Origin of the sequence: Bradyrhizobium sp. HKCCYLS1011, from assembly GCF_051167795.1 — a bacterium.
In the GTDB taxonomy this organism is placed as follows: domain Bacteria; phylum Pseudomonadota; class Alphaproteobacteria; order Rhizobiales; family Xanthobacteraceae; genus Bradyrhizobium.
On the sequence record NZ_JBNPTT010000005.1, the window covers coordinates 658,464 to 682,140 of the forward strand.

Below are 23,677 nucleotides of genomic sequence, written 5' to 3' on the forward strand. Positions count from 1 at the left end.
CGCTGCAAGGTTTATGGCTGCAAGGTTTATGAAGGTGGGTGACGTGAAAGCGCGTGTCACGGTGACGCTGAAATCCGGCATCCTCGATCCGCAAGGCAAAGCGATCGAGGGTGCGCTGAAATCGCTCGGCGTCGACGGCGTTGCCAGCGTCCGGCAGGGCAAGGTGTTCGACATCGAGCTCGCCGGCGCCGACAAGGCCAAGGCGGAGGCCGCCCTGAAGGAAGCCGCCGACAAGCTGCTCGCCAACACGGTGATCGAGAATTACCGGGTCGAGCTGCTGGGGTAGGCGATGGCACCCACCGATCTCCAGCCCTACGAACTTGTGCTGGAGATTTCGCATGGAATCTCCAGCCTCGAAACTTCGGTCGATGAGTTGCTCGCTGATGCGCGAGCTCTCAATGGAGAGCTGTTGGCGCACCTCAGCACGGTCGCGGCGCAACGCATGAACATCAGTTCAAGAACAGGCGAACGCACACCATGAAATCCGCCGTCCTCGTCTTTCCCGGCATCAACCGCGAACGCGACATGGCGCGCTCGTTGCGCCTGATCTCCGGTCATGAACCGGCGATGGTCTGGCACGCGGAGACGTCGCTGCCGAAGGGTACAGACCTCGTCGTGGTGCCTGGCGGCTTCTCCTATGGCGATTATCTGCGCTGCGGCGCGATCGCCGCGCGGGCGCCTGTGATGGATGCCGTGCGCGATTTCGCGAGCCAGGGCGGCCTCGTGCTCGGCGTCTGCAACGGCTTCCAGATCCTCTGCGAGTCCGGGCTGCTGCCGGGCGTGCTGATGCGCAACGAGAAGCTCAAATTCATCTGCAAGGATGTGCATCTGCGGGTCGAGCGATCGGATTCGCCCTTCACGCGCGGCTATAACGCCGGACAGGTGATCCGTGTGCCGGTCGCTCACGGCGAGGGCAACTACGAAGCCGATGAAGAGACCTTGAAGCGTCTCGAAGGTGACGGACGCATCCTGTACCGCTACTGCTCGCCGGAAGGTGCCGTCGATGCCGGCGCCAACATCAATGGCGCGGCGCATTCGATCGCCGGCATCGTCAACGAGAACGGGAATGTGCTCGGCATGATGCCGCATCCCGAGAATCACGTCGAAGACATCATGGGCTGCACCGACGGCCGTGGTCTGTTCGCCGGACTCGTCGCGCATCTCGATCGTGCGGCCTGATCCGGCTTAACCGGATTCGTTCCGATATTTTTTGTTGTCCCGCCGCGCAACGGCTGGCCGGTGTTTGCGTTGTCCGCCCACAAAACAGGGCAGGGAACTGGAGGAGGTTCTCTTATGACGACGGCATCCAAATACTGGCTTGGTACTGCTGCTATCGCGCTTGCGATGGCGATCGGCTCGGGCGGCGCAATCGCCCAGGGCCCATCCGACATGAAGCATGAGGGCGCACGCAGCGCGCAGCCTTCGGCAGAATCATCACGCGAAACAAGCCGTCCCGGCGCTGAGGCCAAAGGCTCTGCCGCCGGCGCACATGCTGCTCAATCTGAGACCAAGCAGAGCGCGCAGGAGCCGCGGCGCGGCGAAGCATCGCCTGGTCGCGAGCAGGCCGCGGAGCGGCCGTCCCGCGATAGCAAGCAGACGGTCGGCCAGGGTTCTGGTCCAGGCGCGGCCAAGGATGCAGCGCAGTCCGACAAGGCTGGACCCGGCGCTGCACAATCCGACAAGGCGGAACACTCGACCGCGCAGCGCGATCGCGATCAGCGCGAGGGTCGCGAGGCCAAGGAGTCGGCCGAGACCAAGCGGCAGCAGGGCCAGGCGGACGAGCGCAAAGGCGACAGTCGCGCGGCCGAGACTAGCAAGTCGGGCCAGCCGAATCAGCGCCAGGACCGTGAAGCCGATCGTCACGATCGCAATTCGACCGGCTCCACGCAGCAGAGCCAGGACGAGCGCAAAGGCCCTGATCGCGCGGCGGAGAAGCAGGGCACCGAGCGCAACAATCAGGCGGCCCAGCCGAATCGTCCTGACAATACCGGCTCGACGGCACAGCAGACCACGCGTCCTGGAAGCTCAACGGCCCAGCAGAATACGCAACCGGGACAACCCACCGGCCAGGCTCAGAACCAGAATCAGCCTGATCGCAGCCGTTCGAACACCTCGGTCTCGGTGAACGACCAGCAGCGCACGCGGGTTGTCGACCAACTCCGCCGAGATCGCGAATTCGATCAGGCGCGGACCGACATCAACATCAACGTCAATGTCGGCGAACGCCTGCCCGAGCGGGTGCGGCCACGCCCGCTGCCCTCGGATATCGTGTCGATCGTGCCGGAATATCGCGGCTACGAATACACGGTGGTGCATGACGACATCGCAATCATCGATCCGCGCAGCCGCGAGATCGTCGACGTCATTCCGGAACGCGGCGGTTACACCAGCGCTGATCGCTATGGCGGCGGCTATGGCAGCACCCGCGTGACGCTGTCCGACGAACAGCGCCAGATCCTGCTCCGCTCCGCCACCTCAGCGGGCACGGTGGGCTCGACCTCGACATCATCGGGTTCGTCCTCATCAGGATCGACCTGCCTGTCGTTGAAGCGTGTGCCGGACGAACTCGCGCGCAGCAACCCGGAGCTGGCGTCGTATCAGTATCTGTCAATCGGCGATCAGGTCGTGCTGGTCGACCCGCAGAACCAGAAGGTCGTGCAGGTGATCGATCAGCAGCAGTAACGGAATGTCAGGGAGGCACGCCGTAGCCGGCGTGCCTCCCGCCGCTTTTCACCTGTCCCGGCCTTGCATCGCTCCGACGCCGAGCCGCTCGACGCCAAGCCATGCCGATCCGGCATAGATTCCTATCTGAAGATTGATTTGGACATAGCACGCACGCGTCTGCTCTAGTTCGCTCGCAAACGGAACGAGAATTTCATCTCGTCCATGAGGGGAGCGAAACGAGCCATGGCGACCATCCGCCAGCTTTACGTCCAAGTCCTGATCGCGATCGTGCTCGCGATCATCTTCGGCCTGATCGCGCCCGAGGCGGCCACTCAGATGAAACCGCTCGGCGACGGCTTCATCGCGCTGCTGCGCATGATGCTCGGGCCCATCATCTTCTGCTCCGTCGTGCTCGGGCTGACCCACGTGCGCGACATGCGGCAACTCGGCCGCCTCGCCTTCAAGGCCCTGCTTTATTTCGAGATCCTGACCACGCTCGGCATGGTCGCGGGCTTCATCGCGGTCAACATGTTCCAGCCCGGCAATGGGCTCCATGCCAGCAATCTCGCGCTCAGTGAGAGCGTGACGCGCATCTCCAACTCGGCGAGCAACTTCACCGCGATCGGCTTCTTCCTCAGCATCATTCCGAGCACAATCGTCGACGCCTTCGCCAAGGGCGAGATCCTCCAGGTCCTGTTCATCTCCGTGCTGGTGGGCGCAGCCCTCAGCGTCGGCCTGAAGAAGGACTCGGCGATCCTGCACGGCATCGAGGAGGGGCAGGATGTGCTGTTCCGCATGCTCGGCTTCATTATGAAGCTCGCGCCCCTGGGCGCCTTCGGCGCGATGGCGGCCGCGATCGGCGCCCATGGCGGCGCCACGCTGCTATATCTCGGCAAGGTCGTGCTGCTCTACTGGATCACGGCCATTCTCTTCGTGGTGGTCGTGCTCGGCAGCGTCTGCGCGATCATGCGACTGTCGCTGCTCAAGTTGCTGCGGCTCATCCGCGAGGAACTGCTGCTGGTGCTCGGCACGGCCTCCGGAGAGGTCGCGCTGCCGCGCTTGATGCAGAAGCTGCAGCAGGCCGGCTGCGACGGCTCGATCGTTGGCTTCGTCCTGCCGGCCGGCTACAGCTTCAATCTCGACGGCACGGGCATCTACATGGCGATTGCGGTCGGCTTTATCGCGCAGGCCACCGACACGCCGTTTACCTACGGCCAGCAGGTCGCGGTGCTTGCGGTGATGCTGCTGACGTCGAAGGGCGGCACGACGGTCGCGGGCGGCGCCTTCATCAAGCTCGCAGCAACGCTCCAGTCCGTGAGGGTGCTGCCGCTCAACGGCCTCGGCCTCCTGTTCGGGATCGATCGGCTGATGGCCACCTGCATCGCGCTCACTAACGTCATCGGCAATACGGTCGCCGTCTTTGTGGTCGCACGCTGGGAGAATGCGCTGGACACGGCCAAGCTCGATGCTTACCTCGCGCGCGGCGTTGCGGCGCCTGTTGCAGAGGAGGCCGATGATGCACGCGCTGCCATCGTCGGTGCGGGCGAATGAGTTCGGCGCAGGCTTCAGCGCATGTAGCCGTCGATGATCTTGGCGTCAGGCCAGCTGCCGTCGGCAACGCATCGCGAGATCACTTCGCGCATCAGCGCCAGCAGTTGGTCTGCCAGCCAGGTCGGCTGCCGCTCGCGCGGCATGCCGATCGAGACGGTCGAGATCAAGGGCGGCCGTTCGATCGACCGGACAGAGAGCTCGCCGCGCTTGGCTTCGGCCGCCACCGCCGCATAGGCGAGGATCGTCGCACCCAGGCCACGCTTGACCATCGCCTTGGTCATGCTCACGCTGTCGACCTCGAAGGCGACGTTGAGCCGCGCACCGTTCTGGATCGCAGCCTGCTCGATCAGGCGTCGGTTGCTGTGCGGAAGGCTCGGCAGGATGAGCGACAATCCGGCCAGCTCGCGCCAGCGGATCGTCTTGGCTACTGGCTGCCCGCCTTCGGCCGGAGGGCCGGCGACGACCATGCGCTCGTGCAGGATGGGCGCCAGCTCGATGCCGTCGAGCGGCGGCGGATTGTAGAGCACGGCGATGTCGAGTCGGCGGTCCAGCAGCCACTCCTCGAGCGAGGAGCTGATACCTTCGCGGATCTGCACGGAAGCCTGGGGCCAGCGCTTGCGCAGCTCCACCACCACCGACGGCGCAATGCGCAGGCCAGCGACCGGCGGCACGCCCAGCACGATGTGGCCGGCAAAGCTCGAGTCCAGCGAGCGGACAGCGCCCGGCATCTGATCGATCTGCAGCAGCACGGCATGAGCATGATCGAGAAACGTGGTGCCCGCGCGGGTCAGACGGACGCCGCGGCCGTGCCGGACCAGCAGCGCGACGCCGAGCTCATCCTCCAGCTTCATCAGCTGTCGGCTCAGGGCGGACTGCGCGACGTTGAGCATTGCCGACGCCCGGCTCAGGCTGCCGGCGCGCGCCACCTGTACGAAGTAACGAAGCTCGCGGATGTCGATGGCCGTGTCCTCTGCGCCGCCGCCCGCCGCGGTTTATTGCAAGCGGGGCATGACGAGTCAAACCGCGCCGTCCCGCCGGCGCCGACCAGAATGAGACGAGCCCTTTGCCCATGAACTGGATACATCTCGACGGACTGACCCTGCGCTATGAGATGCGGGGCAAGGGAGCGCAGACACTCGTGCTGTTGCATGAGCTCGGCGGCAGCCTCGAAAGCTTCGATGCGTTGATGGCCGAGCTCGGCGACGGTCGGCGTGTCCTGCGCCATGATCTGCGCGGCGCCGGACTGTCGGAAAAGCCGCGTTCGTCGTTCAGTTTCGATGATCATGTCGGCGATCTCGAGCGGCTGCTGACGGCGCTCGGGATCGATGGGGCCGTCGATATTGCCGGCGTCGCGGCCGGGGCCGCGGTAGCGGTCAGCTTCGCGCTGGCGCATCCGGACCGCGTGTCCTCGCTGGCGCTGTGCGCCCCTGCGCTTAGCGTCGATGCCGATCGCGTGCACTATCTGACCCGGCGCTCTGAGCTGTGCATCCGCTCGGGTATGCGTGCCGTAGCGGCCGAGACGCTCGACCGCTCCTATCCGCCCGCCCTGCGGCGTGACCGCGATGCATATCTGGCCTATCTCGGTCGCTTCCTCGGCAATGATCCGGTCGGCTATGCGCACAACAATCTCGCCTTCGCCAAGGTCGACCTGCTTGGGCGTCTGCGGGACATCTCGCATCGCTGTCTGCTGCTCGCCGGAGCGCATGATCTGTTGCGGCCGGAGCCGCAGGTCGCGACTCTGGCGCGGATGATCCCGCACGCCGACTATGCGAGGATCGACGAGGCCGGTCATCTGATGCAAGTGCAGGCGCCGGCCGAGATGGCGCGGCGGCTGCTCGCTTTCCTTGCGCGGCCGGCGGCTCAGCCGGTCCTGCCTTGCGTGTCGTGACAGGAGCGATCGCATGCGCATCAGAGAGCTTGCTATCGCCGATATGGATGACGCGCAGCGTGCCGTTGCGGAAGAGGCCATTGCTGGAAAGCGTGGCCGCATCCCGGCGCCGCTGCGGGCCTGGCTGCACAGTCCGGAGCTCGGGCGTCGCGCCCAGAAGCTCGGCGAGTTCGTGCGCTACGACACGTCCTTGCCACCAGCGTTGTCCGAGCTTGCGATCTTGGTTACCGCGCGGCACTGGACCTCTCATTTCGAGTGGTACGCTCACAAGCGTGACGGGCTTGCGGCCGGCATCGACCCGGCCGTCATCAGCGCGATCGCGGAGCGGCGCGCGCCGGAGTTCACCGATGCCAAAGCGAAGCTGGTTCACGACTACACGAAAGTGCTGCTGGCGACCGGGCGGGTACCGGACGATCTGCATGCGGCTGCGACCGAGGCCCTCGGCGAACGCGGCGTGGTCGATCTCGTCGGCATCATCGGCTACTACGCGCTGGTGGCGCTCACTCTTAACGCCTTCGATATCGGCCTGCCGGACGGCGAGAGGCCGGAACTGGAGCCTTGAGGAGACGGTCATGACGAAGCGCCTGGACGGCAAGGTCGCGATCATCACCGGCGCCGGATGCGTCGGTCCGGGCTGGGGCAACGGCCGGGCTGCCGCGGTCATCTTCGCGCGCGAGGGAGCCAGGGTGTTTGCCGTCGACAGCAACGCCGAACGCATCGACGAGACCTTGGCGTGCGCCCACGCCGAAGGCGGCACGATCACCGCTCACAGCTGCGATGTCACCGACGCTACGGCCGTGGCCGCCATGGTCGATGCCTGTATCGCAGCGTTCGGTCGGGTCGACATTCTGGTCAACAATGTCGGCGGATCGGCGCCGGGCGGCCCAGTCGAACTGACGGAGGATGGGTGGGACCGGCAGCTCGATCTCAACCTCAAGAGCGTGTTCCTGACCTGCAAGTCGGTGCTGCCGCACATGGCAACGCAGGGCGGCGGCGCCATCGTCAACACGGCCTCGACCTCGGGCATCCGCTGGACCGGGTCGGCGCAGGTCGGCTACGCCTCGGCCAAGGCCGCTGTGATCCAGTTCTCGCGCGTCGTCGCCGTGCAGTACGCGTCGAAGCGCGTTCGCGTGAACACTATCGTGCCCGGCCAGATGCACACCCCGATGGTCGAGGCGCGTCTGGCCGGGCAGCGTGCCGGTGGCGACGTCGCGGCCCTGCTGCGGACGCGGCAGGCCCGCATTCCGCTCGGCTTCATGGGCGACGGTCGCGACACCGCCAACGCCGCGCTGTTTCTCGCTTCCGACGAGGCCCGCTTCATCACCGGCACCGAGATCGTCGTCGACGGCGGCATGAGCGCCCGCTGTGACTGAGACCATGAGCGCTGCCATGTCCGAAATTTCGATCCAGACCGAGCGCCGCGTGCTGCCTCGCGGCGCCTGCGACGCGCACTGCCACATCTTCGGTCCGTTCGATCGCTTTCCGCTGCCGGACGATCGCAGCTTCACCCCGCCGGAGGCGCCGGAAACGGCGCTGCGCCAGCTGCATGAAGGTCTCGGCTTCGACCGCGCCGTCATCGTGCACAGCCAGGGCCATGGCCGGGACCATCGCCCGCTGCTCGATGCCCTTGCCGTGGGCCGTGGCCGCTATCGCGGCGTCGCCGTGCTCGGGCCGGACGTGTCGGTCGATGCGGTCGCGCGTTTGGACGCGGCGAGCGTCTGCGGCGTGCGTTTCAACTTCCTGGCTCATCTTGGTGGCGCGCCGGCGCCGGAGCGCGTGCAGGCCGTGCTCGCGCTGGTGCGGCCGTTCGACTGGCATGTCGCGATTCACGTCACCGGCGCCGATCTCATCCGCTACGCTGATCTGATCGCAGCGATCGAGGCGCGCGTGGTCATCGACCACATGGCCCGCCCGGATCTGGGCCAGAACCTCGCAGCATGCCAGGACATCCTGTTTCGCCTGCTCGACAGCGGACGGGTCTGGGTGAAGCTCAGCGGCGCCGACCGCATCTCGCTGATGGGCGCGCCCTATCACGACGTCGTGCCGTTTGCCCGTAGTCTCGCCGCGCACGCGCCGCAGCGCGTGCTGTGGGGGAGCGACTGGCCGCACGTCAACATCAGTGGTCCGATGCCCGACGACGTCGCGCTGGTCGATCTCCTGGCCGAGATCGCGCCCTCGGATGCGTTGCGGCGCCGGCTTCTCGTCGACAATCCTGCCGAGCTGTTCGGCTTCGACACCCCGGCGCGCGCCCTTTGAACCTGATGTGGCCCGGCTGCGTCACATATCCGTCGTGAATGGCGCTTGCGTCAACCCGGGATTGTGAGTTCTGGAGGGGCGCGCTATCAAGGCGCGCGCAAGTTGTCCGTTGGTGGGGATTTCGCCGTGCCCGTCGCACTGGTCGTTTTATTGCTCGACATCACGCTGATCTATCATGCGGCGCGGACCGGACGCCTGCAGCCCTGGGCCTTCATCATCCTGATGGTCCCGCTGATCGGCTCGCTCGCCTATATCGTGGTCGAGCTGGTGCCGGAATGGCTTGGCAGCCATGACGTGCAACGGGCGCGCAAGCGCGTCGCCAACAAGCTCGATCCAGAGAAGCAGTATCGCGAATTGTCGGATCGGCTCGCGATCACCGACACCATCGCCAATCGGGCGGCACTGGCCGAGGAATGCGTCTTGGTCGGCCGCTATGATGAGGCCGAGCACCATTACGATCATATCCTCAGCCTGCCGATGGGCCATGAGCCGCTCTACGCATTGGGCAAAGCCAAGGCGCAGTTCGCCCGCAGGCGGCCCAGCGACGCGCTGGCGACGCTCGACGAGCTGCAAAAGGCCTGGCCTGACTACAATTCCGCCGAAGCGCATCTGCTCTACGCACGGGCGCTGCAGGACGCGGGCCGTACCGACGAGGCGCTGGAGGAGTACCACGCGCTGTTGGCCTATGCTCCGAGCAGCGAGGCCAAAGTCCGCTATGGGTTGCTACTCAAGCTGGTCGGCCGGATCGCCGAGGCGAAGGTGGTCTTCACCGAGCTGCTGATCCAGATGAAGCGGGCACCTCGCCATGTGCGCAAGGTGCAGGCGGAATGGATTGCGATCGCCGAGAAGCAGATCGCGGGGTGAACCTGCGTCGTATTCGTGGCCGGGACGCCGCGCGGCGACCCGGACATTGATCAGGCGCGACCAATATCGACATTTGCCGCACTGTCGGTGAGCCCCTTCGCAAGCCCGTGTCCGCTGACCGCTCGCATCAGGATCGTCGCGCGGATATCGCAGCTCCAACTACACGGTCGTGCATGGTGTCGCGTCTGAGACACGCAGGCACTCTTTCCTGACAGGCTCAGTCCGGTATCTGGATGGCTGAAGCTTGCTGCTGTCTGTCCGCCGCGCTGAACTGAGACGTGTGCGGGCGTGAAAAAATCGGCTCGGTTGTAATGTAGATCACGTGCAGCCGGACGACATCCCCGTAACTCTACTTGCGAAAGATACGAAGGCCGCGACCGCCCGCGGCCTATCCGGCCGCTTGCTGCGCGTGCACCGGGAGACGTCGTACATGTCAATCTCGAGAGGAGGGTCGTGATGAGGATGAATTGTCCTACGTATCACTATGACAATGCCCGAACCGGTCTGCTCGTTCGGTCAAATCCGCTGCAGCGTCGGCGCCTCGGCGGCCGGGCGTGGGGGAAATATCAGGAGCTCGATCTCGGAGCTCCGGTTCGCGGAGCCGTGCTGTTCTTGCCGGACTGGCAGATCAAGAAGGGCAGCCACTCCGGCGAGACCCATACGATGCTCTACGTGGCGACGTCAGCCAATCTGGTACTGTCCTATTCCGAGGAGCAGCTGCGCGCGGGCTCGACCAATCCGATCTGGCGCAGGACACTGACGATCCCCAACACCAGGCATGGCAGCAACATTCCGCCGCCGGTCGGGGTGTGCGGCACCATGGTGCTCGAGCCGGACAAGCGCCGTCTGTTCGTTGCGGCGATGACCGAGTCCGGGGAATATCGCATCTATTCGCTCGATCTGGATACGGGCGACGTCCTGGCTCAGGCGCCGATCCTCGACTCCGGTGCCAATGGCCCCGTCTTCGTCGGTAAGGATCATGATCAGCGGGGCGCATTGCTGATCGCCGGCGGTCAGGTGTTCGTGACGTTCGCGGATTTCCTGGCGGACGACAACGGGCCGTATCGCGGCTGGGTCGTCTCGTGCGCGACGGACGATCTGACCAAGCAGCAATTCCTCCCCATGGGCTCGCAACGCACCTTCGGCGGCGGCATTTGGGGGCCGGGTGGGGCCACGGCGGATGCCTCCAACAACATCTTCGTCGTGACCGGCAACTCGACGTCGTCGGACAACGATGATTATTGGAATCATCTCGGCCCAGGCAAGCATCCGGGCGACGTCGGCGATTTCTTCGAAGCGGTGGTGCGCGTCGAATCCACGCCTGCGGCAAAGACCGGAGATTGGACCGACATCCATGATCCCGCCCTCCAGATCCCCGGCTGGTTCGGTAACGAGAACCAGGGCGGCGGCATTGCTTTGGCTGACGTCAACGGCAATGGCCGGCCGGACCTCGTGGTGTTTCACATCGATCATCCCTCGAACGGCAATCACGGCTACTATCGGATCGGCTGGGACTTGAACGCTGTCGGCCATGCGGCCAGCTGGAGCAATCCGGTTCAGATCCCCGGCTGGTTCGGTAACGAGAACCAGGGCGGCGGCATTGCTTTGGCCGACGTCAACGGCAATGGCCGGCCGGACCTCGTGGTGTTTCATATCGACCACCCATCGAACGGCAACCACGGTTACTATCGGATCGGCTGGAATCTGGACGCAGCGGGCAATGTCACTGGCGGCTGGACCAGTCCGATCCAGGTGCCCGGCTGGTTCGGCAATGAGAACCAGGGCGGCGGCGTCGCCATCGCCGACCTCAATGGCAACGGCCGGCCCGACCTGATCGTGTTTCACATCGATCATCCGGCGAACGGCAACGCCGGCTACTATCGCATCGGCTGGAATCTGGACGTCGCGGGCAACGTCACCGGTGGCTGGAGCAATCCGATTCCGATCCCGGGTTGGTTCGGCAATGAGAATCAGGGCGGCGGCATCGCGATCGGCGACCTCAACGGCGACGGCCGCCCGGATCTGGTCGTCTTCCATCTCGACCATCCCTCGAACGGCAATCACGGCTACTACCGGGTCGGCTGGTCCCTCGACGCCGCCGGCCACGCCACGGGCGGCTGGAGCAACCCGGTTCAGATTCCCGACTGGTTCGGCAACGAGAACCAGGGCGGCGGCATCGCGATCGGAAACATCAACGGAAACGCGCAGCCGGACCTGGTCGCCTTCCACATCGATCATCCCTCCGGCGGCAATCACGGCTATTACCGGGTCGGCTTCGATCTGCAGATCTCGCGCAGCCTGGTGGCGGCGGACTGGTATGCCCCCGGAGATACGCGACAGCTCAACGCAGACGACCATGATCTCGGCGGCGCCAGCGCCCTGCTGGTGCCTCCTCAGTCGGACGAGATCGCGCGGCTGCTGGTCACCGGTGACAAAGCGGGGAATGTCTACCTGCTCAGCAGCGCAAGCCTCGGGCATTGGGCCGGCGAAGTTCAGCGCATTCATCCGTTCAACGGCGAGGTGAGATGCGCGCCGGCATTCTATCGTGCGGCCAATGGCGATCGTATTGTCTATCTGAGCGGCGCCGGCAGACCCGGCCTGTGCGCATTCAAGATCGGCACGCAGGACGGCCGCTTCGGCCTGCACGAATTCTGGCAGGCCAAGGACATCTTCGGTTCGACCGTTGGCTTCGCGAACGCAGCAGGCTCGCCGATCGTCATCACGACGCCGGCCACCGACCGGCTCGGCGAGCTTCCCCTGGTCTGGGTGACCGACGGCGGCGACGACCACAATCCCTCGGCGCTGTGGGCGTTCAACGGTCTCGACGGCACCGAGCTGTTCAACTCGCTGCGGGATCCCAATGATCGCTCCGCCGTGCTTCCTCATTACCCGCCGATGAGCTGCACCGAGAACAGCGTGTTCGTCGGGACCAATCGCGGTCTCGCGTGCTACCGGCTTCCCGCGCTCAGCGCGGCCGCGCAACTGAACCTCGTCGCGTTCAATCTCGATCATCCGTCAGGTGGCAATCACGGCTATTGCCGCATGACACGCGAGGGCCTCGACAGTTCAGGCGGCGCGGTCTGGGGCACGGCGGCCCAGATCCCCGGCTGGTTCGGCAATGAGAACCAGGGCGGTGGCATCGCGACGGCCGACATCAATGGCAATGGCCGGCCGGATCTCGTGGTGTTCCACATCGATCATCCGTCCAACGGCAATCATGGCTACTACCGCATCGGCTGGGATCTGACGCCTGCTGGCCGCGCCGCGAGCTGGGGCAGCCCGGTCCAGATTCCCGGCTGGTTCGGCAACGAGAATCAGGGCGGCGGGATTGCGGTCGGTGATCTCGACGGCAACGGCCGGCCCGACCTGGTCGTCTTCCACATCGATCATCCCTCGAACGGCAATCACGGCTACTACCGCGTCGGCAAGAATCTCGACACCGCGGGCAACGTCACCGGCGGCTGGAGCAATCCGATCCAGATTCCCGGCTGGTTCGGCAACGAGAACCAGGGCGGCGGTATTGCGCTTGCCGACGTCAACGGCAACGGCCGGCCGGATCTGATCGTGTTTCACATCGATCATCCCTCGAACGGCAATCACGGCTACTACCGCATCGGCTGGAATCTCGACGCCGCGGGCAATGTCACCGGGGGCTGGAGCAGCCCGGTTCAGATCCCCGGCTGGTTCGGCAATGAAAACCAGGGCGGCAGCATCGCGGTCGCCGACGTGAATGGCGATGGCCGGCCCGACCTGATCGTGTTCCACCTCGATCATCCGTCCAACGGCAATCACGGCTATTACCGGATCGGCTGGAAGCTGGACATCACCGGCAACGTCACCGGCGGCTGGAGCAGCCCGGTGCAGATACCCGGCTGGTTCGGCAACGAAGATCAGGCCGGCGCAGTGGCGGCGGCCAATCTTCCGTTCTCATGGTCGTGGCCGGATCTGGCGACGATGTGAAGTAAGAGCGCGGGGTGCCGGATGCGGCACCCCGCATGAAGCTGCAAGCCGGTCATGCACGCTGCCGCCTATGTCGCCGATCCCTATGCCTATTACCGCGGCCTGCGCGCACAAGCGCCGGCGTGCTGGAATCCTGATGTCAACGCGTGGACACTGACCCGCTATCGTGACGTCGTGGACCTCATCAGGCATCCGGCGCTGTCCGTGGGGCGGCTGCCGCTGGCGCAGCCGGTGGTGGGCGAGGGCAGGCGGGGCGACATGCTGGAGCAGCATCTCGCGCACTGGCTGATCCGGATGGACGGTCCCGATCACGCGCGGCTCCGGGCGCTCGCCAAGCGCGCCATGCCTCACCGGTTCGCCGATCAAATGCGGCCGCTCGTACGCCAACGCGCCGAGGCGCTGCTCGGCAGGCTGCTCAGCCGCGCTGCAATCATCGACGTCATCGGCGACTACGCCGCGCCGCTCGCGCTGGCAGCGATCTGCGATGCACTCGGTCTGCCCGAGCAGGATCACGTGCAGTTTCGGCGCTGGTCGGAGTGCATCGAACAGGGGGCCGGACGCGGCTGTTCGGCGAGCCAGATATCGCGGGCGATCGAGGCGGTGCAGGCGACGCGTGCCTATCTGGCGCAGCAGGTTGGCCGCGTGCAGGCGTCCGGCCTGATCAGCGCGTTCGCAGGTTCAAGCGTGAACTGCGCCGTGATGAGCCGGGACGAGGTGATCTCAACCGCGTCGCTGCTGCTGCTGGCCGGTCACGAGACCAGCACGCATGCGCTGGCCAATGCGCTATTGGCGCTGTTCGATCATCCGTCCGAACTCCGGAAGCTCCGGCATGGCGATTGCGACACGGGGGCCATCGACGAGCTGCTTCGCTACGACACGCCGCTGCAGGGATTGATGCGGCGAGCAACAGCCTCTTTCGAATGGCAGGGACAGCGAATTTCGGCGGGACAGACGCTGGTGCTATGGCTCGGGGCGGCCAATCGCGACCCGACCGTGTTCGCCGAGCCCGACCGGCTGAACCTCAACCGGCAGGCTTTGCGGCACGCAAGCTTCGGCTTCGGCGCGCATCGATGTCTCGGGGCAGGGCTCGCGCATTGCATCCTCGAGGAGGGGCTCTTGGCCTTCCTGGCCGCCGCGCCGAAAGCGGCCCGGCTGGCCCGGAGGCTCGAATGGCGCGGCAACATGTTGTTCCGGTCTCAGACCAGACTGCTGGTCCAGCTCTACTGACCGTTGGGCTCGCCGCGCCGTCGGACCCGCTTGATGGTGCCGGAAAACGAGAACAGCGGCCGCTCGCCGGATTTCAGCAAGCCGCGCAGGAAGATCAGGGAGACGCCGGCGCGGGTCACTTCGCCGGTGGCTTCGACCAGCTCGCCCTCGCGCGCAGCATCGAGGAATTCGGAGGAGAACGAGACGGTGACGGCCGGACTCTGCAGGATCGGCGCGGCAAAGGCGAACAGGCAGTAGTCGGCGAAGGTCATGAAGCAGCCGCCATGGACGTTGCCGCTGCCGTTGAGGTGTTTCTTCTCCACCCGGAACGCGCAGCGGATCGAGCCGTCATCCTCCATCCGGTGCCAGAACGGGCCGGTCTGGCTCTCAAAGCTGTCGCGCAGCCAGGTGCGCCAGCCGGCGAATTCGCCGTCGGTGGCGATGTGGATACCGGGGCGGTTGTCGAAGGCGGAGCGGGCGAGGTCGTGCACGGGCGGGGCCTTTAATTGCTGATTTACCTTCTTAAATCCGATTGATCGTCGCTCTGCAAATCTCCCGTTCCCTGATCACAGGCCAAAGCTCTGGACAGGGCGGATCGGGGCCGTAAAAGGCCTTTTCCGGTCCGGCCTATGTTTCTATGAAACAGGCTTAGGGAATAGCGGCCCACGGGGCAAAGGCACCTCTCCATGCGTAACGAACCGCAGATCACCCCCGAACTCGTCGCCGCCCATGGCCTGAAGCCGGACGAATATGAGCGCATCCTGAAGCTGATCGGGCGGGTCCCGACCTTCACCGAGCTCGGCATCTTCTCGGCGATGTGGAACGAGCACTGCTCGTACAAGTCGTCGCGCATCCATCTGCGGGGACTGCCGACCAAGGCACCCTGGGTGATCCAGGGACCTGGCGAGAACGCCGGCGTGATCGATATCGGCGACGGCCAGGCCGTCGTGTTCAAGATGGAGAGCCACAACCACCCGAGCTATATCGAGCCCTATCAGGGTGCGACCACCGGCGTCGGCGGTATTCTGCGCGATGTCTTCACCATGGGCGCGCGCCCGATCGCCTGCCTCAATGCGCTGTCGTTCGGCGCGCCGGAGCATCCCAAGACCCGGCACCTGGTGTCCGGCGTGGTCGCTGGCATCGGTGGCTACGGCAATTCCTTCGGCGTGCCCACCGTCGGCGGGCAGACGCGTTTCCATACGCGCTATGACGGCAACATCCTGGTCAACGCGATGGCGGTGGGCCTCGCTGATGCCGACAAGATCTTCTACGCGGCCGCCTCCGGCGTGAACATGCCGATCGTCTATCTCGGCTCCAAGACCGGCCGCGACGGTATCCACGGCGCCTCGATGGCCTCGGCCGAGTTTGACGACTCCTCGGAGGAGAAGCGTCCGACCGTGCAGGTCGGCGATCCCTTCGCCGAGAAGCTGTTGCTGGAAGCCTGCCTCGAGATCATGGCTGCCGATTGTGTGATCGCGATCCAGGACATGGGCGCGGCGGGCCTGACCTGCTCGGCGGTCGAGATGGGCGCCAAGGGCGATCTCGGCGTCGACCTCGATCTCGACGCGGTGCCGACCCGCGAGACCGGCATGAGCGCCTACGAGATGATGCTCTCGGAAAGCCAGGAGCGCATGCTCATGGTGCTCAAGCCGGAGAAGGAGAAAGAGGCGGAGGCCATCTTCCGCAAATGGGGCCTCGACTTCGCGGTCGTCGGCTATACCACGCCGAGCAAGCGCTTCATCGTCAAGCATGGCGGTGACGTGATGGCCGATTTGCCGATCAAGGAGCTCGGCGACGAGGCGCCGGTCTATGACCGGCCGCATGTGGCTTCGCCGGCGCTGCCCGTGGTCCACGCCCGCGAGACCACGCCGCCGATCGGAATTATCCCCGCATTGGAGCAGCTGATCGCGACGCCCGATCTCTGCTCCAAGCGCTGGGTCTGGGAGCAATACGACCACGTCATCCTCGGCAACACCGTGCAGCGGCCGGGCGGCGACGCCGCCGTCGTCCGCGTGCAGGATGGGCCGAAGGGTTTGGCGCTCACCGTCGACGTCACGCCGCGCTATTGCGAGGCCGATCCGTTTGAGGGCGGCAAGCAGGCGGTGGCGGAAGCCTGGCGCAACATCACGGCCGTGGGCGGCCGGCCGCTCGCGATTACCGACAATCTCAACTTCGGCAATCCGGAGCGGCCCGAGATCATGGGTCAGTTTGTCGGCTGCCTGAAGGGCATCTCGGAAGCCTGTCGTGCGCTCGACTTCCCGGTCGTCTCCGGCAACGTCTCGCTCTACAACGAGACCAACGGCCGTGCGATCCTGCCGACCCCATCGATCGGCGGCGTCGGCCTGCTCGACGATTTCACCAAATCCGCGACGCTTGCGTTCAAGGCCGAAGGCGAGGCGATCCTCTTGATCGGCGAGACCCATGGCTGGCTCGGGCAGTCGGTCTATTTGCGCGACATCTGCGGCCGCGAAGAGGGCGCACCGCCGCCCGTCGATCTCGAGGCCGAGAAGCGCAATGGCGACGTCGTCCGCGGCATGATCCACGCCGGCACCGCAACAGCCGTACACGATCTCGCGGATGGCGGGCTCCTGGTCGCGCTCACCGAGATGGCGATGGCCTCAGGCATTGGCGCGCGGCTGCTCGCGGCCCCCGCTGCGATCGTGCCGCATGCCTATTGGTTCGGCGAGGACCAGGCCCGCTACATCGTGACTATGCCCGAGATTGAAGCCGGCCGTGTGCTCGCCAAGATGCGCGGCTGCGGCATTCCCTGCGTCAGGATCGGCACCACCGGCGGCGATGCGATCGCGATTGCCGGGGAGGCGTCGGTCGAGGTCGCGAGCCTGAAGACGCGGTTCGAGAGCTGGCTGCCGGCCTTTATGGGCGGGGCGGCTTAAAGTGTCATTGCCTGCTCGTCGTCCCGGCCAAGCGAAGCGCGAGCCGGGACCCATACTCCCAGGCCGGAGTTGTCTTGGTCGAAACATCGCGCCCGACGACAACGCCTGGGGTTATGGGTCTCCGCGTTCGCGGGGACGACAGCAGCGCTTGTATCTGGCTTTTGCGGCGTCGGATCGCCCTACAACACGTTCTTCGCGCCCGGAATCTGTCGCAGCACCCAGGTGGCGCCCCAGCTGAGCAGGGTGGTGCCGACAAAGGCAATCGATGCCTTGACGACGGCCGGCAGGTCGAAGTCGAACAGCCAGTACTGGATCCACAGCACGATCGGATAGTGCACCAGGAAGATGCCATAGGCATCGGCCTGCATGCGATCGAGCACGGAGAATTCCGAGCGTCGATTGTTCAGGAAATAGGCGAGAATGCAAAACATCATGCCGGCACTGAACACGGCAAAGAACAGGCCGTAGGCTGCCTCGTACCAGTCCGGTTGGACCGGCGGATTGCCAAGCACCAGACGCTTGATGGCGATCAACCCCCATAGCAGGCAGTACGGAATCAGTGTGACGATGATCCAGCGCGGCAGGCCGCCTTGCGAGAGCTGGCCTTCTGCGCCGAGGAGCCCGCGCTCAAAATTGGCCGCTCCAATCCCGGCCCCGATGTAGAAATAGGCTGCATAAAGCAGCACGCGGCTGGACTGCACGGAAAAGGCGCCGAATTCGAACCAGTGATTGGGACCGAAATAGACCCGCAATGGAACGTAAAGGATCGCGGTGACGGCAACCAGGAACAGGAAGACGACACGCGGCCGATCAAAGCCGCGCAGCGACAGCCGATTGAGGGGATCGAGCAGGGTCGGCGAGACCTGGTAGAGCAGGCACGCCGAGAGATCGAAGGCGAGCAGCACCCAGATGAACCAGACCGGACCGCTTGGCCACGGCCCGACCGTCACGGTCTTCCACCAGAAGGCGGAAAAACTCGCATCGGGATTGGCGCGCAGCTCAATCGCGTAATAGGCGAGCGGGATCAGCGTCAGCACTGCGATCGCGAACGGCAGGCCGAGCCGCAGCAGGCGGTCGCGCAGGAACACCTGCGGCGGCTTGTGCTTCAGCCCGGGCCATACGAACAGTCCCGACAGGAAGAAGAACATCGCCATGAAGAAACTGTCGGTCGCGAGCACAATGCAGTCGAAGCCGATGAAAGAGCTCGGGTCCGTGTGTCCGAAATAGGTGTAGGGGATGACTGCGTGATGCAGCACGACCACGAGGGTCAGGAACGTGCGGGCATGATCGAGCGCGGCATTGCGGGCTCTGGTGCGCGGCGGCGATTGGAGCTCGACCTTTGCAGCTGCAGCCGATTGCGAAACCGATATGACCATGTGAGCCTGCCCCCCTGATGCCCTGATTCCGCAACCTGCAAATGAGCTTGCCGAGCGAACTTCGGAATCGAAGCACTCGATCCATGTTGTCGGTTGCACTGCAAATGGCAAGGGCAGCGCACCATGTTGCTCAGTCTGTCTTGCGGAAACACCCCCGTTCCGGCGGCGGCTGGCGCTCGCTCTCCGCGCATTCGCTGGAACTGTCTCCAACCCTCCTCGTTAATCACGTGGACTGCGCCGCTGCGGCGCACAATTCACTACTGGGAGGATTGGACCGTGACACTTCTGAGATGGGCGCTGCTCTTCTTCGTGATCTCGGTGGTCGCCGGCATTCTCGGTTTCACGGGAGTCTCGGCGGCTTCGGCCGACATCGCGCGCATCCTGTTCTACATCTTCCTCGTGATCTTCCTGGTGCTGCTGATCCTCGGGCTCACAGTCTTCAGGGTATAGCGCCTCAGGCGGCCATGCATGGTCGTTCCGGGATGGTGCCGCGCACCAGGTCCGGAACGGCCAGACGCGGAGGTGGTCAGGCGGCGACTTCCTCGATCCTGACCTTGTCGGGATAGAACGCCAGATAGCCGGAGATCTCGGTCATGGCCGGGAACGGCGTCTCGTAGCTCCAGATCGCGTTGTCCAGCGTCTTGCCGTTGGCGAGGATGCTGAAATAGCTGGCGTCGCCCTTGTAGGGGCAGTGGGTCACCCGCTCGGTGCGCTGGAGCAGATCCATTTTGGCGTCCGTCCGCGGGACGTATTGGACAGCCGGGTAGCTCGCTTCTTTCAAGGTCAGCGCCTTGGCGGTGTCGACAATGACCATGCCGTCTGCGAAGACGCGCACCCGCTTTGGATTGGCGGTAATGGTGATCGGATGATCCGGTCCCGGAAGTTTCATGATCGATCGGCCCTCCAAACGCCGCAGGGTGTTATGCCGCGGCAGGCACAAGGTCGCCGCAGCCGGTCATGCGCCGCGTGCAATGCGGCGTGCTCGGCCTGTCAGGCCGCGCCCAACATATAGTCGCTCAGGAGGTGACCCCGGAAGCGGTTCGCGCTAAAATTTCGCCATCACGGTCGCGCGAGAGGGCCTTGATTCGATCTGCTCAATCGGCACGAATGGGGCCACCATTGAGCGGCGCAAGCTTTGAGGAGACAGACCGGGATGCCGATGGACGCCCACGATATCGAAGCCATGATCAAGGCTGCGATCCCCGACGCCGAGGTGACGATCCGTGATCTTGCCGGCGATGGCGACCATTACGCTGCCACCGTCATTTCCGAATCCTTTCGGGGCAAGTCTCGCGTCCAGCAGCACCAGATCGTCTACCAGTCCCTGCGCGGCCAGATGGGCGGCGTCCTGCACGCGCTGGCACTACAGACCGGCGTGCCGGAGCAGCATTGATCGACCCGATCAGGCCGCCGCGTCAGCACGTACCTGAGGGAGGAGAGATGGCGGCAGAGAATTCGACCGGGGCGCTTTTCCGGGTGCTGCGGTCGAACGAGCAAAGCCGTGTCACCTCCGTCGAGTTGTTCTTCGATCTCGTCTTCGTCTACGCGGTGACGCAGATTTCCCATTTTCTGCTCAGCCGTTTCACGCCGGTCGGAGCGGTGCAGACGGGATTGCTGTTTCTCGCAGTGTGGTGGGTGTGGGTCTACACCGCCTGGGTCACCAACTGGCTGGACCCGGCAAAAGCCCCCGTTCGCCTGCTGCTGTTCGGCATGATGTTGGCTGGCCTCGTCCTGTCGATGGCCATGCCGCGGGCGTTCGACGACCGGGGGCTGTGGTTTGCCAGCGCTTATGCGGCGATGCAGGTCGGCCGCACCCTGTTCTGGGCGCTGGCGACTCCAGCGCCGCGCCGTAGCGCGCGGGCGAACGCAATCCGCATCCTGTGCTGGCTCAGCACGTCCGCCATATTCTGGCTCCTTGGCGCTTTCGCCCACGGCGATCAGAGGCTGCTGCTCTGGGGCGTTGCGATCGCTATCGAATACGTCTCGCCTTCGGTTCGTTTCTGGATCCCCGGCCTTGGCGCCTCCACCATGGAGGACTGGACCGTCGACGGCGGCCACATTGCTGAGCGCTGCGCCGGCTTCATCCTCATTGCGCTGGGCGAGACCATCGTCATGACCGGGGCGACGTTTGCGGACATCGATTGGACCGAGGCCAGCGTTGCCGCCTTCTTCTGCGCCTTCGTGGGCTGCGTCTCCATGTGGGGGATCTATTTCAACCGTGGAGCCGAGGCCGGCTCCGAGCTGATCTCACGCTCGAGCGAGTCCGGGCGCATTGCGCGTTCTGCATACACCTATCTGCATATGCCGATCGTGGCCGGGATCATCCTGACGGCCGTGTCGGACGAGATTGTCCTCAAGCATCCGACGGGGCATTCAGACCTCAACACGGTCGCAACGACGATCGGCGGCCCATTCGTCTTCCTGTTCGGGACCATCCTGTTCAAGCGCGAGATCCGTGGAATTCTGCAGCTATCCCACGGCGTCGCCTTGATCGCGTTGATCGGGTTGGGATGGTTCGCGCCCGGGCTGTCGCCGCTGGCACTTTCAGCGCTGACCAGCGCGCTGTTGGCGATCGTTGCGGTCTGGGAGACGCTGTCGCTTCGGTCCAAGCCGGAGCCTCATGCCTCCGCGACCAGCGCTTGAACCGAGAACATCTTCGCCGCATCCGTCCAAACGCTCCGTACCGTCCAGCTCGAGCTGCGCGCTAGCGCAGCAAAGCGCTCGATGCTGTATTTGTAGCTGTTCTCGGTATGAATGCTTTCGCCTGCCCGGAAGTGAAGGCTGGTGCCGAGCAGCCGCACGGTCTGCGGCTTCTTGGCGATCAGATGCATCTCGATCCGATGCTGTTCGCGGTTATAGATGGCGCGGTGGACAAAGGCCGACACATCGAAATTGCCGCCGAGTTCGCGGTTGGCGCGGACCAGCAGATTGAGGTTGAAGCGGGCTGTGACGCCGGCTGCGTCGTTGTAGGCGGCGTGCAGGACGCGCTCGTCCTTTTCCAGATCGACGCCGACGATCATCAGCGCGCCCACGCCAAGGATCTCGCGCGCGGAGCGCAGGAAGCGGTAGGCCTCATGCGGCTCGAAATTTCCGATGGTGGAGCCCGGGAAGAAGCCGACCTTGGGAAGGTCCTTGATCGCGTCGGGCAGCTTGAACGACGTGGTGAAATCCGCAGTCACCGGATGTACAGTGAGGGCCGGAAAGTCCTGCCGGAGAGCTTCGGCTTGCGCGTTCAGGAATTCGCCGGAAATATCGACGGGAACGTAAGCTGAAAAGGTGCAGCTTTGCAGCAGCAGCCGGACCTTGGTCGTGGCGCCGGCGCCGAATTCGATCAGCGCCGCCTTCTCAGGGATGATCGCCGCGATATCAGCACCGCGATCGCGCAGGATGCCGAGTTCGGTGCGGGTCGGATAATATTCCGGCAGCCGTGTGATCTGCTCGAACAGCTCCGAGCCGGCGGCGTCGTAGAAATATTTGGGCGACAGCCGCTTGGGTTGATCTGAAAGGCCGGCAACGACATCGCGCGCAAATGCCGAGGTCTGCTCGTCCGGCAGATGAGCGTTGGCCAAGGCAGACATGTGCAAACTCATGGATACTCTCCTCAACGCGCAGTCGGACGCGCTGTGATGGAAAATCGAGACGGGAAGAAGACGGCGATCCTCAGGCGTAGTCGGCGAGCCGCAGCCCCGTGAATTGCCAGCGGTGGTGCGGATAAAAGAAGTTGCGATAGCTAAGACGGCTATGGCCGGCCGGAGTCGCAAGCGAGGAGCCGCGCAACACCATCTGATTGACCATGAACTTGCCGTTGTACTCGCCGAGCGCGCCTTCAATGGCGCGGTAGCCGGGATAGGGCGCATAGGCGCTGCGGGTCCATTGCCAGACGATGCCAAAAGCATCGTTGAGCTGGTTGGCGCGCGCGGCAACCTCCCATTCCATCTCTGTCGGCAGATGCCTGCCGCTCCAGCGGGCGAAGGCGTCGGCCTCGTAGTAGCTGATGTGGCAGACCGGCGCGTCGGGATCGACCGGCCGGAGACCGCCGAGCGTCATGATCTTCCATTCGCCATCGACCTTGTACCAATGGCCGGGCGCCTGCCAGCCTTCCTTGGCGACGGTGGCAAAGCCGTCCATGAGCCACAGCGTCGCGGTCTCGTAGCCGCCACTGTCCATGAAGGCGAGCCACTCGGCATTGGTGACGAGATTGCGCGCGAGTTTGACCGGGCCGACCAAAGTGCGGTGTGCGGGCTTTTCATTGTCGAAATGGAAGCTGTCGTCGGCATGACCGATGGTGTGGATGCCTTCAGGCAGGACTGCCCATTCCTCGGCACTTCGGTGCGACGGCGGAAGCCGCCAATGGATGTCATAGGCCGGCGCGATCGGGTTTTGCGCAAAGGCATGCAGGATGTCGGTGAGCATCAATTCCTGATGCTGCTGCTCATGGTTCAAGCCGACCTCGATCAGCGGCGCGACGGCTGCCAGTGTCGGCGCATCGGCTTCGCTCAGGAAGTCGACCACGGCGGCATCGACGTGGTGGCGATAGGCACTGATCTCCTCCACCCCGGGCCGAGTGATGAGGCCGCGCGCGCCACGGGTATGGCGCGGGCCGGCGCTGACGTAATAGGAGTTGAACAGGAATGCATAGTCGGGATGGAAGGGCTGGTAGCCTGGGCAATGCGCGGCCAGCAGAAACTGCTCGAAGAACCAGGTCGTATGGGCGCGGTGCCATTTGGCCGGGCTCGCGTCGGGCATTGACTGGACCACTTGGTCCTCGGCGCTCAAGGGTGCTGCGCGGGCTTCGGTCTCGCCGCGGACCGCCAGATAGGCCTCAACAAGATTTTGGACGAAGGACTCGGAGCCGGGCGCGGGCGGAGCAGCAATCGACGAACGCGCGGTCGCGGCGGAGGCTGGACTGGTCACGAGGGTCTCCGTTTGGGTGGAGAAAACGTTGCTCCCGGGAACAAGTTCCTGGCAGTCCGTCCTAGATGGGGGCTTGGTTGCAGGATAAAACCCTCGAATCCGCT

Annotated in this window: 22 protein-coding genes; 16 read left to right on the plus strand and 6 right to left on the minus strand. The window is 64.7% G+C overall.

Features of this window, described 5'->3' with window-relative positions:
- The first annotated feature begins 43 nt into the window (after positions 1-43).
- From purS to ACQR1W_RS20035, 5 genes are all read left to right on the plus strand, one after another.
- Positions 44-286 carry a phosphoribosylformylglycinamidine synthase subunit PurS gene (gene purS, locus ACQR1W_RS20015; RefSeq protein ID WP_008974301.1) on the plus strand — a complete coding sequence of 81 codons (243 nt, stop codon included), beginning with the start codon at positions 44-46 and terminating at the stop codon, positions 284-286.
- A gap of 3 nt (positions 287-289) precedes the next feature.
- Complete coding sequence (locus ACQR1W_RS20020; protein ID WP_434852388.1) at positions 290-481, plus strand: hypothetical protein; 192 nt, start codon at positions 290-292, stop codon at positions 479-481.
- Positions 478-1,179 (plus strand): phosphoribosylformylglycinamidine synthase subunit PurQ, encoded by a 702-nt coding sequence (gene purQ / locus ACQR1W_RS20025; protein ID WP_434852389.1) that lies wholly within the window; start codon positions 478-480, stop codon positions 1,177-1,179. Before ACQR1W_RS20020 ends, purQ begins: the two co-directional genes overlap by 4 nt.
- Positions 1,180-1,293: 114 nt before the next feature.
- Entirely contained in the window at positions 1,294-2,682 is a 1,389-nt protein-coding gene (locus ACQR1W_RS20030) for a DUF1236 domain-containing protein (protein ID WP_434852390.1), read from the plus strand.
- Positions 2,683-2,907: 225 nt separating this feature from the next.
- Entirely contained in the window at positions 2,908-4,215 is a 1,308-nt protein-coding gene (locus ACQR1W_RS20035; protein WP_434852391.1) for a cation:dicarboxylate symporter family transporter, read from the plus strand.
- A gap of 14 nt (positions 4,216-4,229) precedes the next feature.
- On the opposite strand, the gene ACQR1W_RS20040 is transcribed toward ACQR1W_RS20035, so the two are convergent.
- Positions 4,230-5,174 carry a LysR family transcriptional regulator gene (locus ACQR1W_RS20040; RefSeq protein ID WP_434852501.1) on the minus strand — a complete coding sequence of 315 codons (945 nt, stop codon included), beginning with the start codon at positions 5,172-5,174 and terminating at the stop codon, positions 4,230-4,232.
- 110 nt (positions 5,175-5,284) lie between these two features.
- On the opposite strand from ACQR1W_RS20040, the gene ACQR1W_RS20045 reads away from it, so the two are divergent.
- From ACQR1W_RS20045 to ACQR1W_RS20075, 7 genes are all read left to right on the plus strand, one after another.
- Positions 5,285-6,103, plus strand: a complete 819-nt coding sequence (locus ACQR1W_RS20045; protein ID WP_434852392.1) for an alpha/beta fold hydrolase — start codon at positions 5,285-5,287, stop codon at positions 6,101-6,103.
- A gap of 13 nt (positions 6,104-6,116) precedes the next feature.
- On the plus strand, positions 6,117-6,665 hold the full coding sequence (locus ACQR1W_RS20050) for a carboxymuconolactone decarboxylase family protein (RefSeq protein WP_434852393.1): 549 nt from the start codon (positions 6,117-6,119) through the stop codon (positions 6,663-6,665).
- 10 nt (positions 6,666-6,675) lie between these two features.
- Positions 6,676-7,476 carry an SDR family NAD(P)-dependent oxidoreductase gene (locus ACQR1W_RS20055; protein WP_434852394.1) on the plus strand — a complete coding sequence of 267 codons (801 nt, stop codon included), beginning with the start codon at positions 6,676-6,678 and terminating at the stop codon, positions 7,474-7,476.
- A gap of 16 nt (positions 7,477-7,492) precedes the next feature.
- Positions 7,493-8,359 carry an amidohydrolase family protein gene (locus ACQR1W_RS20060; RefSeq protein WP_434852395.1) on the plus strand — a complete coding sequence of 289 codons (867 nt, stop codon included), beginning with the start codon at positions 7,493-7,495 and terminating at the stop codon, positions 8,357-8,359.
- Positions 8,360-8,485: 126 nt separating this feature from the next.
- Positions 8,486-9,223 carry a tetratricopeptide repeat protein gene (locus tag ACQR1W_RS20065; protein WP_434852396.1) on the plus strand — a complete coding sequence of 246 codons (738 nt, stop codon included), beginning with the start codon at positions 8,486-8,488 and terminating at the stop codon, positions 9,221-9,223.
- Positions 9,224-9,679: 456 nt separating this feature from the next.
- Positions 9,680-13,183, plus strand: coding sequence for an FG-GAP repeat domain-containing protein (locus ACQR1W_RS20070; protein WP_434852397.1), 3,504 nt, complete (start codon positions 9,680-9,682; stop codon positions 13,181-13,183).
- Positions 13,184-13,237: 54 nt separating this feature from the next.
- The gene (locus tag ACQR1W_RS20075) at positions 13,238-14,410 is read left to right on the plus strand and encodes a cytochrome P450 (RefSeq protein WP_434852398.1); all 1,173 of its coding nucleotides are present in this window, start codon (positions 13,238-13,240) and stop codon (positions 14,408-14,410) included.
- Here ACQR1W_RS20075 and ACQR1W_RS20080 read toward each other — a convergent pair.
- Positions 14,404-14,880, minus strand: coding sequence for a PaaI family thioesterase (locus ACQR1W_RS20080; protein WP_434852399.1), 477 nt, complete (start codon positions 14,878-14,880; stop codon positions 14,404-14,406). The genes ACQR1W_RS20075 and ACQR1W_RS20080 overlap by 7 nt on opposite strands.
- Before the next feature lie 195 nt (positions 14,881-15,075).
- Between ACQR1W_RS20080 and purL the strand changes: the two genes are divergently transcribed.
- On the plus strand, positions 15,076-17,283 hold the full coding sequence (purL, locus tag ACQR1W_RS20085) for a phosphoribosylformylglycinamidine synthase subunit PurL (protein WP_434852400.1): 2,208 nt from the start codon (positions 15,076-15,078) through the stop codon (positions 17,281-17,283).
- A 179-nt stretch (positions 17,284-17,462) separates the two neighbouring features.
- Here purL and ACQR1W_RS20090 read toward each other — a convergent pair whose 3' ends face one another.
- Positions 17,463-18,659, minus strand: coding sequence for an acyltransferase family protein (locus ACQR1W_RS20090; RefSeq protein ID WP_434852401.1), 1,197 nt, complete (start codon positions 18,657-18,659; stop codon positions 17,463-17,465).
- 276 nt (positions 18,660-18,935) lie between these two features.
- On the opposite strand from ACQR1W_RS20090, the gene ACQR1W_RS20095 reads away from it, so the two are divergent.
- The gene (locus tag ACQR1W_RS20095) at positions 18,936-19,109 is read left to right on the plus strand and encodes a DUF1328 domain-containing protein (RefSeq protein ID WP_434852402.1); all 174 of its coding nucleotides are present in this window, start codon (positions 18,936-18,938) and stop codon (positions 19,107-19,109) included.
- Positions 19,110-19,185: 76 nt separating this feature from the next.
- Here ACQR1W_RS20095 and ACQR1W_RS20100 read toward each other — a convergent pair whose 3' ends face one another.
- A complete protein-coding gene (locus ACQR1W_RS20100) occupies positions 19,186-19,548 on the minus strand; it encodes a DUF427 domain-containing protein (protein WP_434852403.1) in 363 nt (120 codons plus the stop codon).
- A 264-nt stretch (positions 19,549-19,812) separates the two neighbouring features.
- On the opposite strand from ACQR1W_RS20100, the gene ACQR1W_RS20105 reads away from it, so the two are divergent.
- Positions 19,813-20,052, plus strand: a complete 240-nt coding sequence (locus tag ACQR1W_RS20105) for a BolA family protein (protein ID WP_008970252.1) — start codon at positions 19,813-19,815, stop codon at positions 20,050-20,052.
- A 47-nt stretch (positions 20,053-20,099) separates the two neighbouring features.
- Positions 20,100-21,302, plus strand: a complete 1,203-nt coding sequence (locus ACQR1W_RS20110; RefSeq protein WP_434852404.1) for a low temperature requirement protein A — start codon at positions 20,100-20,102, stop codon at positions 21,300-21,302.
- On the opposite strand, the gene egtD is transcribed toward ACQR1W_RS20110, so the two are convergent.
- Positions 21,278-22,249 (minus strand): L-histidine N(alpha)-methyltransferase, encoded by a 972-nt coding sequence (gene egtD / locus ACQR1W_RS20115; RefSeq protein ID WP_434852405.1) that lies wholly within the window; start codon positions 22,247-22,249, stop codon positions 21,278-21,280. The two genes, ACQR1W_RS20110 and egtD, sit on opposite strands and share 25 nt — an antisense overlap.
- Positions 22,250-22,319: 70 nt before the next feature.
- Positions 22,320-23,573: an ergothioneine biosynthesis protein EgtB gene (egtB, locus tag ACQR1W_RS20120; RefSeq protein ID WP_434852406.1), complete on the minus strand. Its 1,254-nt coding sequence runs from the start codon at positions 23,571-23,573 to the stop codon at positions 22,320-22,322.
- Positions 23,574-23,677: the final 104 nt, after the last annotated feature.